This window comes from TM7 phylum sp. oral taxon 349, assembly GCA_018127705.1.
GTDB lineage: Bacteria > Patescibacteriota > Saccharimonadia > Saccharimonadales > Saccharimonadaceae > Saccharimonas.
Genome location: CP072328.1, coordinates 419,270 through 434,043, shown reverse-complemented (window position 1 = coordinate 434,043; position 14,774 = coordinate 419,270). Strand labels below are relative to the sequence as shown.

General features: G+C 50.2%; 17 protein-coding genes. 1 reads left to right on the top strand and 16 read right to left on the bottom strand.

The annotated features are described in order from the left end of the window. Positions 1-50: 50 nt before the first annotated feature. From J5A52_02290 to gatC, 7 genes are all read right to left on the bottom strand, one after another. Entirely contained in the window at positions 51-377 is a 327-nt protein-coding gene (locus tag J5A52_02290; GenBank protein ID QUB37894.1) for a YtxH domain-containing protein, read from the bottom strand. A 10-nt stretch (positions 378-387) separates the two neighbouring features. Further along, positions 388-627, bottom strand: coding sequence for a hypothetical protein (locus J5A52_02285; GenBank protein ID QUB37893.1), 240 nt, complete (start codon positions 625-627; stop codon positions 388-390). Positions 628-713: 86 nt separating this feature from the next. Further along, positions 714-1,628, bottom strand: coding sequence for an NTP transferase domain-containing protein (locus J5A52_02280; protein QUB37892.1), 915 nt, complete (start codon positions 1,626-1,628; stop codon positions 714-716). Continuing rightward, positions 1,629-3,140, bottom strand: a complete 1,512-nt coding sequence (gene gatB, locus J5A52_02275; protein QUB37891.1) for an Asp-tRNA(Asn)/Glu-tRNA(Gln) amidotransferase subunit GatB — start codon at positions 3,138-3,140, stop codon at positions 1,629-1,631. Next, positions 3,140-3,559: a hypothetical protein gene (locus J5A52_02270; protein QUB37890.1), complete on the bottom strand. Its 420-nt coding sequence runs from the start codon at positions 3,557-3,559 to the stop codon at positions 3,140-3,142. The genes gatB and J5A52_02270 overlap by 1 nt, the downstream gene beginning before the upstream one ends. Then, complete coding sequence (gene gatA, locus J5A52_02265) at positions 3,556-4,959, bottom strand: Asp-tRNA(Asn)/Glu-tRNA(Gln) amidotransferase subunit GatA (GenBank protein QUB37889.1); 1,404 nt, start codon at positions 4,957-4,959, stop codon at positions 3,556-3,558. Before gatA ends, J5A52_02270 begins: the two co-directional genes overlap by 4 nt. 1 nt (position 4,960) lies before the next feature. Next, positions 4,961-5,251 carry an Asp-tRNA(Asn)/Glu-tRNA(Gln) amidotransferase subunit GatC gene (gatC, locus tag J5A52_02260; protein ID QUB37888.1) on the bottom strand — a complete coding sequence of 97 codons (291 nt, stop codon included), beginning with the start codon at positions 5,249-5,251 and terminating at the stop codon, positions 4,961-4,963. An 81-nt stretch (positions 5,252-5,332) separates the two neighbouring features. Between gatC and J5A52_02255 the strand changes: the two genes are divergently transcribed. Next, positions 5,333-7,099, top strand: a complete 1,767-nt coding sequence (locus J5A52_02255; GenBank protein QUB37887.1) for an alpha amylase C-terminal domain-containing protein — start codon at positions 5,333-5,335, stop codon at positions 7,097-7,099. A gap of 78 nt (positions 7,100-7,177) precedes the next feature. Here J5A52_02255 and J5A52_02250 read toward each other — a convergent pair whose 3' ends face one another. The 9 genes from J5A52_02250 to J5A52_02210 all read right to left on the bottom strand — a co-directional run bounded on the left by J5A52_02250 (position 7,178) and on the right by J5A52_02210 (position 14,753). Further along, complete coding sequence (locus J5A52_02250) at positions 7,178-7,423, bottom strand: hypothetical protein (GenBank protein ID QUB37886.1); 246 nt, start codon at positions 7,421-7,423, stop codon at positions 7,178-7,180. A gap of 105 nt (positions 7,424-7,528) precedes the next feature. After that, positions 7,529-9,496 (bottom strand): excinuclease ABC subunit UvrB, encoded by a 1,968-nt coding sequence (uvrB, locus tag J5A52_02245; GenBank protein ID QUB37885.1) that lies wholly within the window; start codon positions 9,494-9,496, stop codon positions 7,529-7,531. 55 nt (positions 9,497-9,551) lie between these two features. Beyond that, positions 9,552-9,974, bottom strand: a complete 423-nt coding sequence (locus tag J5A52_02240) for a hypothetical protein (protein ID QUB37884.1) — start codon at positions 9,972-9,974, stop codon at positions 9,552-9,554. Continuing rightward, entirely contained in the window at positions 9,971-10,153 is a 183-nt protein-coding gene (locus J5A52_02235) for a hypothetical protein (GenBank protein ID QUB37883.1), read from the bottom strand. The genes J5A52_02240 and J5A52_02235 overlap by 4 nt, the downstream gene beginning before the upstream one ends. A gap of 174 nt (positions 10,154-10,327) precedes the next feature. Continuing rightward, positions 10,328-10,936 carry a hypothetical protein gene (locus tag J5A52_02230; protein QUB37882.1) on the bottom strand — a complete coding sequence of 203 codons (609 nt, stop codon included), beginning with the start codon at positions 10,934-10,936 and terminating at the stop codon, positions 10,328-10,330. 9 nt (positions 10,937-10,945) lie between these two features. Beyond that, on the bottom strand, positions 10,946-11,917 hold the full coding sequence (locus J5A52_02225; protein ID QUB37881.1) for a carbohydrate kinase family protein: 972 nt from the start codon (positions 11,915-11,917) through the stop codon (positions 10,946-10,948). After that, complete coding sequence (locus J5A52_02220) at positions 11,918-12,775, bottom strand: class II fructose-bisphosphate aldolase (protein QUB37992.1); 858 nt, start codon at positions 12,773-12,775, stop codon at positions 11,918-11,920. 187 nt (positions 12,776-12,962) lie between these two features. Continuing rightward, positions 12,963-13,955 (bottom strand): transketolase family protein, encoded by a 993-nt coding sequence (locus J5A52_02215; GenBank protein QUB37880.1) that lies wholly within the window; start codon positions 13,953-13,955, stop codon positions 12,963-12,965. Beyond that, positions 13,956-14,753, bottom strand: coding sequence for a transketolase (locus tag J5A52_02210; protein ID QUB37991.1), 798 nt, complete (start codon positions 14,751-14,753; stop codon positions 13,956-13,958). Between the last annotated feature and the right edge of the window lie 21 nt (positions 14,754-14,774).

The window sequence follows — 14,774 nt, the reverse complement described above, 5'->3', positions numbered from 1 at the left end:
CGCCGGAATTAACGCCGGCGCCTACAGTCAAAACGGCAAGAGTTCTGCTGCTACTTTTTTTGCGCTTCACGCGCGCTTTTGCTAAATTCTTCTTTTGCACTCGCAGCTGCACGCCCAGCACGCTCGCGGTAATCATCGACAGTTTTGCGCCCCTCTTCGACAGCCGTCTCGACATGTTTTTTCGTGTCTTTATAGACTTTTTCACCTTTTTTCTTGGCTTCGTCGACTGCCTTATCGGTATCTTTTTTCAATTCGTCCGCTTTTGCTTTTAGATTAGCACGCGTCTCTTTGCCTGATTTTGGCGCAGTCAGCACACCAGCGATCACGCCAGCGACCGCTCCAAACAATGCTCCAAGTGCAAACTTACCTTTTGACATAATTCCTCCTTTATTTTTTTACTCGTTTAACAAACCTTGAAATGATTTTTAATAGTGCCATCGGCGACGTAACTGCCGCAACATTTCCAGCGATAGTCTCGAATTTCACCGCCGTACGCTCCGCTACATCGGTGACGCGCTTAATTTGCCGGGTTAACTTAATAAGCTTTATTGCCAGCACAATCGCCAGCAACAAAAATACCGACAAAAATACCGACAAAATAATGACTAGTACTTGCGCCCATACCATGCGCACGCTCCTTTTTATTTTATTAATGACAAACCAAAACGGTTACGCCTATAACTATAGCGCATTTTGCAAAAATATGCAAAAGTCTACTCAGGTGTTTCAGATAATTCTGCCACGCGCCGCAGCAAATGTTCGCGAAGTGCTATGCCGAGTTTGGGATGATCAAGTCCGAAGTCAATCATCGTTTTCAGATATTCAAGCTTATCGCCGGTATCGTAAAATCTGCCGTCGATGATCTCACGCGCATACACACCCCATCCATCGTTAATCATTGCCTGCACCACTGGCTGAATCATAAACTCTCCGTGCCCGTCAAAGCTGGTATGTGCTTTTTCTAGATAATCAAAAATTTCCGGTGTAAACAGAAATTCGCTTACGCTGCCGAGTTCGCTCGGCGCATTCGCTTTACCAGGTTTTTCTATAATGCGATCGACTTTAACCTCACCTGTCTGTTCTGCCGTGCCGCTAACAAAACCGTACTTGTCATACTCATCGTCCTTCTCGGCACGTTTGCACGCAAGTACACTGCCGCCGTAGCGCTCGTACGTCTCAATCAGCTGTTTCGTAACGCCTGGCCGGCTGACAAAAAAATCGTCCGCCCAAGTGTAGATAAACGGTTCGCTGCCCATCAAATGCGCCGCACACTGAATCGGCGTCGCGTTGCCGTATGCGCCTTTCTGTCGCAAATAAACGAAGTTTGCTAGGTTTGCGATCGCCTCAACCTGATCAAGCAATGGTTTTTTCTTATCACCGCCAGCACGCAGATTTGCAAGCAGATCTTCGTTCGGTAAGTCAAAATGATCTTCAATTGCACGCTTGCTCGCGCTCCCCACAATAATGATATCTTTAATACCCGCATCAACCAGCTCCTCAACTACATACTGGATAATCGGCTTATCAATGAGCGGCATCATCTCTTTTGGCATTGCCTTAGTTTGTGGCAAAAAGCGCGTACCGAATCCGGCAGCAGCAATAATAGCTTTAGTTGGTCGTTTCATCATTTATAGCCTCTCTCGAATTAATTTCTGCGCCAAGCTTGGGTTCGCCTGTCCTCTTGATCGCTTCATAACTTGACCGACAAGATAGCCGATGGCTTTATCTTTACCAGCTTTAATATCGGCAATAGAAGCCGCGCTTGCAGGATCACTCATTACCTCGTCAACAATAACAGCAATAGCGCTTTCGTCCGAAACTTGCAATAAATTCTTTTCTTTAGCGATGTCGCGCGGCATCTTGCCGACAGACGATTTGTCAAACAAGAAGAGGAACACCTCTTTGGTATTACTTGAACTAATTTCGTTTTTTTCTGCCAACAGCGCCAACTGGACGAGACGGCGCGACTCAACCAAGCCAGACCGAATACGCGCAAGATCAATCATTTCATCAGGCATTGACGCAAACCAATTGAAGATCCGGCGCATCAGCGCCGCATAGACTTGTTTATCCACGCCCAACTCGCTCAGCACACCGCCTTGATCCGAATCTGCCAGGCGATACGTTTGCTGCAGCAAATCGGCAACTTCCTGGTGGCCTAAAATCGTATCGACTACCGATTTATCAAGAGATAGGTCAGCCCACGACTCGCGGTATTCGCCCGGCAGCATCGGCATGCCGGCTTGAATATCAGCAATTTCTTCATCAGTCAAAACGATCGGCGGAATATCGGGGTCGGGCATATAACGATAATCTTGCGCATCTTCCTTGCTACGCTGGCTCGTCGTTACTCCTCTGTCGTCGTTCCAACCGCGAGTTTCCTGCACAACCGGCTCGCCCGCTTCAACTAATGCAACCTGGCGCTCAAATTCATATTGCGCAGCGTGCTCAACACTCCGAAAACTATTCAGATTCTTCACCTCGGCGCGCTTGCCAAGCGTCGTTGAGCCTTTTGGCGCAATACTAATGTTTACGTCAAACCGCATATTACCATGGTATAAATCACCATATGTCACGCCTGCGTATGTCATTAAACGGTACAACTCTGTCGCATAGGCGCGCGCCTCTGCCGCCGAATGCATATCCGGCTCAGACACAATTTCGATAAGCGGCGTGCCAGCGCGGTTCAAATCAACGAGCGAATAGTTATCGTGGTGTGTTAACTTACCCGCATCTTCTTCCATGTGCGCGTGCTCAATACGCACGCGTTTTACCGCGCCATCCTCAAGCGGCGCATCAACGTAGCCGGCAAGAATAATCGGCTGGTACATTTGGCTTGTCTGATAACCTTTCGGCAGGTCAGGATAAAAATAGTGCTTACGATCAAAGCGCGACACGTTCGCAATCGGCGCGTTAAGAGCTTTTCCGGCGCGAATCGCTAAATCAACAGCACGCCGGTTCAACACCGGTAGCATGCCCGGCAGCCCAAAATCAATCGGATGAACTTTAGTATTCGGTGTTGCATCGCGCGCATCGTTGTCTGCTGGGCTAAATAATTTCGTATCAGTCGCAAGTTGGACGTGACACTCAATGCCGATTGTCATTTCATATTTCTGCAATATTTCTGCGGATGCTGCCATTAAATCGCTCCTAAATCTTTCAATGCTTGTTTATAGGCTGATAATGCGCGCAGGGCGAGATCGTGCGAAAGTTTTACCTCGGTGTCGTGCGCCAGGCGATTACGAATTTTGTGTGCGCCCCAAATATGATTCGGATGCGACCAAGCGTCTTGCGCCGATTTCATACGCTCGCCCATCGTCTCGCCTTTGTATCTGCTTTCGCGCAGAGCTTTGTCAACGAGTTTATCGGCATTGAAAATTGCAACGTGCCAGCTCGCCGGATTACTTTTTGAAAAACTATTCTCGATCGCTAACCACTGCGTGCGAAACCTCGTTACGTTAAGTTTTGGCGTGGCGCGCGCAAACGCCAAATACAAAATCCCAACGACCGCCAAAATCAAAATAGCAATCAGAATAAACCAAATCGCGAAGCTATTCATGCCCGAGCCTCCATACTGCCCGCAAGCGCGATCAGCGCCGCATCCGACTTAGCGCGGCCGACCAACTGTGCGCCAATCGGCAACCCTCGTGCATTCACACCCGCCGGCACACTCAACGCCGGCAAACCCGCCAGACTCGGCGGCACAGTCATGACGTCCGCCAAGTACATCTTCACCGGATCGTCCGCGTTCTCGCCAATACCAAACGCTGGCGTCGGCGCGGTCGGCATCAACAAGAAATCATACTGCTCAAACAATGCATTAAATTCATTGATAAGCACCGTGCGCGCTTTTTGCGCCTGCAAATAATAGGCGTCGAAGAATCCGCTGCTCAGCACGTAGCTGCCGATCATAATACGGCGCTTGTTTTCGGTAACAAAACCTTCGCCGCGCGAACGCCCATACAGTTCTGCTAGCGTTTTCACGCCTTCGGCACGGCGACCGTAGCGCACTCCGTCGTAGCGCGCTAAATTCGACGAAATCTCCGCCGGCACAACGATATAATAAATTGCAAGCGCATGCTTAATGCTCGGCATAGCAACCATTTCAACCGTGTGCCCCGCTGCGCGCAACGCATCAGCGTAGTTATTCACTGCCGCACGCACATCCGTATCGACGTCGTCAGTCATTGTTTCACGAATGATACCGATTTTCAGATTTTTTGGTGCATCATGCTGCACTTCAAAATAATCTGGCAGCGTCGTCATATCACGCGGATCGTGCCCCGCCATCACACTCGTAACTAGTGCAATGTCGTCGGCAGATTTAGCAAAACAGCCCATTGTGTCGGTGCTTGACGCCATCGCCACGACACCGTAGCGGCTACTCAATCCATAGGTTGGCTTAAATCCAAGTACGCCGTTGAAGCTAGCTGGCTGGCGAATTGAACCACCCGTGTCGGTGCCAAGCGCAAACGGCACGACATCAAGTGCCGTCACAACCGCCGATCCACCGCTTGAGCCGCCCGCAACCTTTGTTGTATCGACTGCATTGTGCGTCACACCGAACGCCGAATTCTCGGTACTGCCGCCGTGTGCAAACGCATCCATATTTGATTTACCAATACAAATTGCTCCTGCCGCTTCAAGCTTTTCAACGACCGTCGCCTGCAGCGGTGCGTTAAAGTGTTCAAGCATTTTGCTCGCCGCTGTCGTCGGCGCGCCGAACGCCAAGTAGTTGTCCTTTACCACAAATGGCGCACCCGCCAGCACGCCCGCGTCTTCGCCATTCGCAATTTTTGCATCAATCTCGTCAGCACGCGCCAACGCCCGCTCTTCGGTCAAACTCAACAACGCATGATATTCTTCAACGCTATGTGCTTTAGCAATAGACGCTTCGACTTGCTCGCGCGCCGTTGTTTTACGCGCCGCGATTTGCTGTACTAATTCCGCAATTTTCATACTACAACACCTTTGGTACTTTTACGCAATGACCGCTCTGTTCTGCCGCCAGATCAAGCAGCTGCTCCGGCGTTACGCTGCCAGCGTCAATTTCGTCGCCACGCCACACGTTTTCAAGCCCCGTCACTTGGTATGTCGGTTCGACGCCGCTCGTATCGACTTCGTTCAGCTGCTTGATATAGTTGATAATATTTTCGAGATCTGTGCGTAGATTTTCAACCTCGCTATCAGATAACTGCAGACTGCTTAACTGTGCCAGATGGTGCACATCATCGGTAGTAATTGTACTCATCAACCCTTAGTATAACGCAAAATTGCGCCAGATGGTAATCGTTTTTGCCTGAGATAACCGCTTATGGTATAATTTGAGAAAATGGTACATCAAATCAAAAAGAACCTGGGCGTCATCACGCACAGAGGCGGCGCGGAGTTTCGCGTGTGGGCGCCGTTCGCCAAACAAGTTTACATTGACGGCACATTTACGCCGAACGGCAAGCAGCCGCTTACCAGCGAGGACGACGGCTATTGGTTTGCGCTGATTCACGGCGCAGAACCAGGACACCAATACAAATATATCATTGAGACGCCAGACGGACGCTTGCTCGAAAAGAATGACCCGCGTGCTCGGGCTATTACGTCAAGCGATAAAGGATTTTCAGTAATTGTCGACAATGAATTCGACTGGCATGGCGACAATTTTATAATGCCGCCAAAGTGCGACCACGTTATTTACGAACTGCATGTTGGCACATTCAACCGTCCCGATGCCGCGACCTCAGGTACATTTGATTCTGCGATTGAAAAACTTGATTACTTGCGCGATCTCGGCATCAATATTATTGAACTTATGCCGGTCACGAGCATGGCGTTTAGCAACGGTTGGGGTTATGCGCCAAATCATATTTTTAGCGTCGAAAGTATGCTCGGCGGACGGCATGGACTGATGAAATTCGTGCGCGCCTGCCATCAGCACGGTATCGGCGTCATTCTCGACGTTGTATACAACCATTTTTACGGCGATACTGATTTGTGGCGCTTTGACGGCTGGAGTGAGAATGATCGCGGCGGCATCTATTTTTATAATGACGAGCGCGGCGATACGCCGTGGGGCGGACGACCCGACTACGGGCGGCCGGAAGTACGCCAATTCATCCTTGACAACGTCGCGATGTGGTTCGCTGAATATCATATAGACGGTTTGCGCGTTGATAGTACGATTTACATGCGCAATACCGCCGGGCGCGACAACGACCCCGACTACGACATCGGCGATGCCTGGAGCTTATTACAAGATATCGTATCGTTAGCACACAAAATTAAGCCCGACTCGCTCATCATCGCTGAAGATTCTGCAAGTAACCCGCAGATCGTCGCGCCGCGGCTTGATGGCGGCTGCGGGTTTGATAGCCAGTGGGAGCTAGGCTTTCCGCATGCTTTACGCGCCGCGCTCGGGCTATCAACCGACCAGCCAAATTTAGACGGCATCCAATATGAGTTCAACCATGCTTACGGCAGCGACGCCTTTGCGCGTACAATTTTCAGCGATTCGCACGATACTGCCGCTAACGGCTCAGTTCGGCTAAACGAAGCTGTCGCGCCCGCAGGCGGCGCCACGCTCTTCGCGCGCGAAAAAACATTACTCGCAAACGCTGTTACGCTGACGTCTCCCGGTATTCCAATGCTCCTGCAAGGCAGCGAGTTCTTGCAAGACGGCTCATTCAACGATTGGGCGGCGCTTGAATGGCAAAAAACCGAAAAATACGCCGGTATTGTGACAGCACACCGCCATTTGCTTGATTTGCGACACAACCGCTACGGACATACTGGCGGGCTACAAGGGCAATCAACCGCACTCTTTCACGTTAACACCGACGGGCTTGTCATTGGATACCACCGCTGGGTTAATGGCGGCACAGGCGACGATGTGATTGTTATCGCTAATTTCAGCAGCACCGATTACGACCATTACGCTATGCAATTTCCGCTCGGCGGCAAATGGCATATTCGATTTAACAGCAGCTGGCGCGGGTACAGCAAGGATTTTCGCGGCGGACATCAAAGTATCATTCACACAGACAAGGATTCCACCGCACATTTTTCGCTGCCGGCGTATACGCTGTACATTTTATCGCAGGAATAACTGCAAAATATATGAAAAGGGCGCCCCAAGCATAGAGGTTATTCTACACTTGGGACGCCGGAAAGCGGCTCTTACCGCTTAGTGTAAACCACGGTCGACTGTGGGATAGTCAAATGCATAGAGTACCTCGTCGCGCAAAACCTGCAGTCGTGCCTTAGCATAACCGCTACCGACGCGAGCAATCCAATGGTTAAACATGTCGAGCTGATTCTGTAGATCGCTCATATGCGATTCAATGCTAGCGATGTAGCTTCCGCATATATCAACTCTCTTTTGAACGATCTCATAACGTCGTCCGGTTTTTGCTGGATTAGTAATATCCACCACGACTCCTACCCCTTCTCTCGAACGGACACAACAGTAGTTAACACTATCATACATGCTATCATAGTCAACAAATGATCACTGTACCGACTAAGCTTTAGCGCATCACATCTTCTGTTTAACCTCCGCGATCAAATCGCGCAGTTCAGCGGCACGTTCAAATTCCAGGTTTGCGCTCGCTAGCTTCATTTGCCCTGTTAGGTCTTTAACTAAACTTGCGTATTCATCTTTTGGAATCTTTTTGAGGTCAAGCTTCGGCTTTTCATCCTCTTTTTGTGGAATAATCGCGCGTAATCCCTCGTCGATCGCTTTCGTAATTCCCCGCGGCGTAATGCCATGCTCCTGATTATATGCCTGCTGAATACTACGGCGACGTTTAGTTTCGTCAATTGCCAAACGCATGCTATCGGTAATCGTATCACCGTACATAATAACCGCGCCATCGACATGGCGAGCAGCACGCCCGATCGTCTGGATAAGAGAACGCTCGCTACGCAAAAAGCCTTCCTTATCGGCGTCCATAATTGCAACCAAACTTACTTCTGGCAAGTCAATTCCCTCGCGCAGTAAATTGATACCAACTAAAACATCGTACACGCCCATACGCAAGTCGCGTAAAATATCGCCGCGCTCCAACGTGTCAATTTCACTGTGAATATATGCTGTTTTTACGCCCATATCCGTCAGATAGCTCGACAGATCTTCTGCCATACGCTTTGTCAACGTCGTCACGAGTACGCGCTGCTTTTTATCAATGCGGTCTTTGATTTCGGCAACCAAATCATCAACCTGCCCGTCCGTCGGGCGCACGCTAATTTCAGGGTCAAGCAAACCTGTCGGGCGAATCACCTGCTGCGCCGGTGCAGGCGATCGCTCCAACTCATAGTCACCCGGTGTCGCCGAAACGTAAATCACTTGGTTGATATGGCGATTAAATTCATCAAAACGAAGCGGGCGGTTGTCAAGCGCACTCGGCAGCCGAAATCCGTATTGCACCAGCACCTCTTTGCGCGCACGGTCGCCATTATACATGCCGCGCACCTGCGGTACAGTCACATGGCTTTCGTCAATCATCATCAAAAAATCGTCCGGAAAATAGTCAAGCAGCGTCGCTGGCTGCTCGCCTGGTTCACGATTCGTTAGATAGCGACTATAGTTTTCAATACCTTTCACAAATCCAGTTTGTTCAAGCATTTCTAAATCATATTTTGTACGCTGTGTCAAACGTTGCGCCTCCAGCAACTTATCATTCGCCTCAAACCACGCCACACGCTCATCATATTCGCGGCGGATTCCCTCAATCGCCGCCTGAATCTTCTGCTTCGGCGTAGCATAATGACTGCTCGGAAATAGTGTGAATTGGCTTGGCTCATCAATAATCTCGCCCGTCAGCGGGTCAATATGAGTAATCCGATCAACGTCGTCACCAAAAAACTCCACGCGATATGCCGTCTCGCCGCTCGCCGGAAACACGTCAACTACATCACCGCGCACGCGAAATGTGCCACGCGCAAAATCAATGTCGTTGCGGTGATATTGAATGTCCATTAGCTGGCGCAGAAATTTATCCTGCAGGCGCCGCTCGCCCGTTTTCACTGTAATTGATAAATCGTAATAATCGCTCGGACTACCCAAACCATAAATACAACTGACACTCGCAACAATAATTACATCGCGGCGCGTCAACAACGCGTCAGTCGCAGCATGGCGCAGGCGGTCAATCTCTTCATTAATTGCCGAATCCTTTTCGATATATGTATCGCTCGACGCAATATACGCCTCTGGCTGATAATAATCAAAATAACTGACAAAATAGTGAACTTCGTTTTCGGGAAAGAATTGCTTAAACTCACTAAATAATTGCGCTGCAAGCGTCTTATTATGCGCTAGAATCAGCGTCGGCACATTGCGTTCAGCAATGATATTTGCCATTGTAAATGTCTTACCGCTTCCCGTTACACCAAGTAACGTTTGCTCACGCTCACCAGACCGCAACCCATTAACAAGCTGTTGAATAGCCTGCGGCTGATCGCCGGTCGGCTGATAATCGGAATGAAGAATGAATCGATTCATGCAGCTATTATAACAAGCTTACGCAACTACGCCGCCACAACCTACCAGCCTACCGCTATCGCAGGCGCGCCGTCAGTCCAGGCATGAGCATTGTCATTCTGCCGCCATACTTAGCTTCCGAAAAGTTGTTTGAACTCATCGTAATCGTATTCAGCCTGCCTTCACGATCATACCACGTCAATTGGTCGGTCTCTATCTTGCTGTTTCCGTTTTCTACCCGCGAGTCACACACGTAACGAAGACTCACCACAGGCGTACCGTCGGTAATTTCACCTGTGTTAACGGTAAGATCAGAAAAATCACTCGGCTCGTATTTTTTGCAGATAAGCTGCTCGTGGCGCAGTACATCAGTAAGACCGCTGCCACCGGACTGAGCCCGCTCGAACAACGAATTCATCTCGCTTTTCATCTGCGATTTAGACATGCCAGCCGGGTGCCCATCGTCTTTAATTTGCGTGTAGACGACGAAATAATTCATATCTTTATCGCCAAAAACGCGGCGATCGCTAACCGTCCCTTTGCATCTTTGACTGCGCGGTTCATGCTCCCGCTCAGCGCAATAGCTCCAACGATGATGACAACGATAGCGACAATAGCACCAGCAACCGCAATACTGACGATCTGCCAAGTTTTTATGCCGCGCGGACGAGGCGGCATCGCCGGCGGTTGGTATGGTGATGACGCATATGCAGCCGGCGGATTCTGCGAAGGACTATTATTGCCAGCTTTGTTTGTTTGTTTGTTTGTTTGTTTGTTTGTTGGTTATTCATATCCCCTGCCTCTAGGTTGTCGTCTTGTTATTTTATAATCAAACGCGTCATAGCACAATCGCTAGCCATTTCGTTTAGGAAGTACCTTTACCTGCGAGTCAGTGCCGTCATGCTCAAAATCGGCGTATTTTTTGTCGAGCGCTTCGACGACGCGCGCCACTAGGCGTTTTGGGTCGGAGTCATAAATTACATCTTTTGCGCCTGGCGCTTCAACGTTTTTAAGCAGCTGCGCCGCATAATCCGCCAGCCCGCCGCTGCCCACCAAGATACCGCACACTTTGCGGCTTTCAAGCGCCGTTGAAAACTCGTGCAAGCTGCCCATGCGCCCGCCGATCGTGATCACTGCATCAGCGCTGCGTACCAAATACACGTCGCGCCCGACATATTCCATGCTGGTGAAATTGATATAGTCAAACTCTACGGTCGGCAACCGGTAGGTTGATACATGCTCGCGAAAACTGCTCGCCGGCGAAAACCCCACCGACACGCCTTTAGTATTACTAACGCTCTTGAACCCGCGCGCAGCAGCATGCGGCAATCCGGTTGTCGCGCCCGTTAGCAATGTCTTACCGGCGCGCGCAATCTCCGCACCGAGCATAAACGCTAAATCGTTCGACGCCATCACAGTTTCGCCAGATGCCGCACCCGATACGCAAATTTGATACTTCATCGCCTCCTCCTATCTTGCAATTGGTTTTTCGCTAATTGGCATATCGTGCAAATGCACGCCGCGGCGCAAAATACCAGCCTTAGCACCAATTTTTGTCACGACACTTGTGCTGTTTGCACTTGCGAAAATAATTGAATCTTTCAAACTTTTACCACGCGCCCATTGGCTCAGAAAGCCGCTCGCGAACGCATCGCCCGCACCCGTCCGATCAACTACTGGCACATCCTCATACATACCGGCGCGCACAATCGTTTTACCGTCGGTCGCGACTACGCCGTTCGGACCATCGCTTACAATCGCAACTGGCACATAATTCAGCGCGTGCAGCGCCAGCTCCTCGCAAGTCTTACCGCTCACCAGTTGCTGCATCTCTTCCTTATTCGTAATGAGTACGTCAACCGTTTCAAGTAGCGGAATTAATTTGTCTTTTTCCGCCAACTCCGGACCAGCCGGATTAAGCATCACACTCGCGCCATATTTTTCTGCCGCATCAATAATTTCGCGTAGCAATTTCAAACCGCCATGGCCTAAACTCGTCGGATAAATCCAATCGTAACCCTCAATTGCTGTTAAATTAAAATTATGCCGCCCGCTGCGCCCAAACGCATTGCCGCGGTGGTTGAGAATCGTACGCTCCCCGTTCGTCGCAATCATAATCACCGAGTAACCTGACTGATAATGCGGATCTTGTACAACATGGCGCGTATCAACACCCTCGCGGTCAAGTTCGTGCAAAATCGACTGGCTCGCCGGATCTTCACCCAGCCCCCACATATACGCTGTCTCAATCCCCTGGCGCGCTAGCGTTGTTGCCACGTTCGTCGCATTACCGCCCGTACTAAACGTAACGTCGTCGACTTCCATTTTGAGTCCGAGTGGGATTTCAGTATAGACTTTTTTGCCGCGCGTGTGCGGGTCAAACTCGTCGCTGCGCAAAAATACGTCTTGTGTCCCCTTGCCGATCGCTAAAACTTTTACCACTTACGCCGCCTTACCCACGCTGCCAAACGCCTGAATTTTTTCTTCAACAACCGCCTGCACCGCCGCGCGCACCTGCGGCATCAATTTGTACACCGCGTACTCGTCAGGATTTTCGCGCAGCACTTTCTCAAGCGTCGTACGAAACGCATAGCGCAAATCACTATTGATATTGATCTTGCTGACACCGATTTTTGCCGCATCTTCAAAATAATGGAGCGGAGTGCCGCTGCCGCCATGTAAACTAATCTGACAGTCAATCGCCGCACGAATCTCCCGCAGCAAGTCTAAATCTAAAATTTTCGGCACGGGATACAATCCGTGCAGATTGCCGATTTGCACCGCCATCGTATCAATTCCCGTCGCCGCCACGAAATCGCGCGCTTCATTTGGCTTGGTGTTCCATTTTTTCACCTCTTCATAGTCAATCGCTTCCTTGTGCACATTTGAATCGCCGAAGAAATAGCGCTCTTCCGCCTCGACAAGCGCGCCGGTTGAACGCGCGTACGCTACGACATCTTTCGTCTTCGCGATAATTTCTTCAAGCGCCGCATCATGATTCGCCTGCGAAATATCAATATGAATAAATTCAAACCCAGCGTCAATCGCCTGCTGGCACAGTTCGACGGTCGGCGCATGGTCAAGATTGATATACATCTCTATATTATACGTACTGCGGTAATTACTCACCATATCGCGAATATTTTGGCAGCCGCCCATCGTCTTAACTTCGCCAGCGCTCACTTCAACCATTACCGGCGCTTGCAGCTTTTGCGCTGCTTGCGAAATCGCTTGCAATGTTTCTTGGTTATCAATATTAAACGCCCCGACCGCAAAGCCCTCCTGGCGGCTACGGTGCATTAGTTCGCGCGCGCGCGCGGTATTTTCATAGATCTGTTCGGCAATCAGACTCATAGGTTTCTCCTAAACGCTGTTATGGTTATCTAGCGTCTAGTATATCACTTATGGTTTATCGACGTAACTATATTGACTAATCATTCCACAATAGAAAGGCTATATTTACGCAGCTAATCAAATATTTTACCACTTAAAATCCAGCGCGATATTGCGGACAATGCGCAATAAATTCTTTTGTTTTGACAACAATCGTATCGTCTGCCAATCCAAGCTTTTGATGGACTTCAAGCGGTTTACCCGACTCGCCGTAGCGATCTTGCACGCCAATACGCAATAAAGGTGCCGGCATTTCATCGCACAGCAGTTCAGCGACCGCGCCGCCAAAACCGCCAGCAGCCTGCGCATCTTCGCACGTTACTGCGCGACCAGTTTTCTTAATACTTGCGGTAATCGTTGCACGGTCAAGCGGCTTCACTGTCGGTACGTGTACAACCTCAGCCTGCACACCATCACGCGCCAACACATCTGCTGCCCGCAGTGCGTACGGCGTTTCAATACCCGTACTCAGAATCGTCACATCACTGCCTTCGCGCAGTACATACGCTTTTCCAATATCAAACGGACTAGCGTTTGTACTGAAAATCGGCGTTTTTTCGCGAGCTACGCGCAAATAATTCGGACGGGAATCGCGCGCCATCGCGCGGGTTGCTTTGCCGGCTTCAATACTATCGCCCGGGCAAATCACCACCATGTTCGGCAATACGCGCATAAGCGCAATATCCTCAAACATCTGATGCGTTGCGCCGTCTGGGCCGACCGTACTACCACTATGGCCGCCGATGATTTTCACCGGCATATCATTCAGGCACGCTGTCGTTTTGATTTGTTCCCAGTTGCGCCCGGGGCTAAACGCCGCGTAGCTGGCTGCAAACGGTATTTTACCGGCGCGCGCTAATCCCGCTGCCACCGTCACGAGATTTTGCTCAGCAATACCAACTTCAATATAGCGCTCGGGAAATTCGCGCGCAAACGCATCCATTTTGACGCTTTCTACCAAATCAGCGCACAGCCCAACGATACGTTCGTCCGCTTGTCCAGCAGCCTTTAGTCCGCGTCCAAACCCAGTACGCGTTGGCTCAACATCAGGGTTATTGGTGTAGATATTATCGTTAAGCGGGTACATTTATACGTCCTCCTGATTAGCCGGTAACTCGGCAAGCGCCTGTTCTGCCTGCTCGCTATTCGGCGCGATACCGTGCCACGTGTAATCGTATTCCATGAAATCGACATCCTTGCCGGGAATTGTGTGCGTGATGATGCAGCACGGTTTATTTTCGACCGCTTTTGCAAAATTCACCGCGTCAATCACGGCACGCACGTTGTTGCCGTCAATTTCTTGCACATGCCAACCAAAGCTTTCCCATTTTTCACGAAGATTTTCAAGCGGCATAACATCTTCCGTCGGACCATCAATTTGGATATTATTACGATCAACAAAGACAATCAGCTGCGCTAATTTATACTTGCCGGCAAACATTGCCGACTCCCAAATATTGCCCTCGTCAAGCTCGCCGTCACCCGTAACAACATACACCCAGCGATGACGCTGCTTATCAAGGTACTGCAGCGCATACGCCATGCCCGCGCCTTGCGCAACACCGCAGCCAAGCGGACCGCTGGTCGTCTCAAGTCCTGGCAACATCATGCGCTCGGGATGCCCTTGCAAGCGCGAACCCCACTGGCGCAAGGTCATTAACTCGCTTTCGGGGAAAAATCCCGCTTCCGCCATCGCGGCATACTGCACTGGCACAGTATGCCCGTTGCTAAGCATGAACAAATCGCGCTCCGGATTTTCGGGATTTTTTGGATCAATATTCATAATACCGAAATACAGCGCTGCCACTAAATCCGCCATGCCAAGCGCGCCTGCCGAATGCCCGCTGCCAGCATGTTCAAGCATCCGAATAATATTTCGGCGCATACGTGTTGCTTTCTGCTTAAT

Excerpts from the sequence above, each read along its gene's own strand:
- J5A52_02240 (QUB37884.1), bottom strand. The coding sequence starts at position 9,974 with ATGAATTATTTCGTCGTCTACACGCAAATTAAAGACGATGGGCACCCG.
- uvrB (QUB37885.1), bottom strand. The coding sequence starts at position 9,496 with ATGAATCGATTCATTCTTCATTCCGATTATCAGCCGACCGGCGATCAG.
- gatB (QUB37891.1), bottom strand. The coding sequence starts at position 3,140 with ATGGCAGCATCCGCAGAAATATTGCAGAAATATGAAATGACAATCGGC.
- J5A52_02220 (QUB37992.1), bottom strand. The coding sequence starts at position 12,775 with ATGCACCGTAGCCGCCAGGAGGGCTTTGCGGTCGGGGCGTTTAATATT.
- J5A52_02215 (QUB37880.1), bottom strand. The coding sequence starts at position 13,955 with ATGTACCCGCTTAACGATAATATCTACACCAATAACCCTGATGTTGAG.
- J5A52_02285 (QUB37893.1), bottom strand. The coding sequence starts at position 627 with ATGGTATGGGCGCAAGTACTAGTCATTATTTTGTCGGTATTTTTGTCG.
- J5A52_02270 (QUB37890.1), bottom strand. The coding sequence starts at position 3,559 with ATGAATAGCTTCGCGATTTGGTTTATTCTGATTGCTATTTTGATTTTG.
- J5A52_02280 (QUB37892.1), bottom strand. The coding sequence starts at position 1,628 with ATGATGAAACGACCAACTAAAGCTATTATTGCTGCTGCCGGATTCGGT.
- J5A52_02255 (QUB37887.1), top strand. The coding sequence starts at position 5,333 with ATGGTACATCAAATCAAAAAGAACCTGGGCGTCATCACGCACAGAGGC.
- J5A52_02235 (QUB37883.1), bottom strand. The coding sequence starts at position 10,153 with ATGCCGCCTCGTCCGCGCGGCATAAAAACTTGGCAGATCGTCAGTATT.
- J5A52_02210 (QUB37991.1), bottom strand. The coding sequence starts at position 14,753 with ATGCGCCGAAATATTATTCGGATGCTTGAACATGCTGGCAGCGGGCAT.
- J5A52_02290 (QUB37894.1), bottom strand. The coding sequence starts at position 377 with ATGTCAAAAGGTAAGTTTGCACTTGGAGCATTGTTTGGAGCGGTCGCT.
- gatA (QUB37889.1), bottom strand. The coding sequence starts at position 4,959 with ATGAAAATTGCGGAATTAGTACAGCAAATCGCGGCGCGTAAAACAACG.
- J5A52_02230 (QUB37882.1), bottom strand. The coding sequence starts at position 10,936 with ATGAAGTATCAAATTTGCGTATCGGGTGCGGCATCTGGCGAAACTGTG.
- gatC (QUB37888.1), bottom strand. The coding sequence starts at position 5,251 with ATGAGTACAATTACTACCGATGATGTGCACCATCTGGCACAGTTAAGC.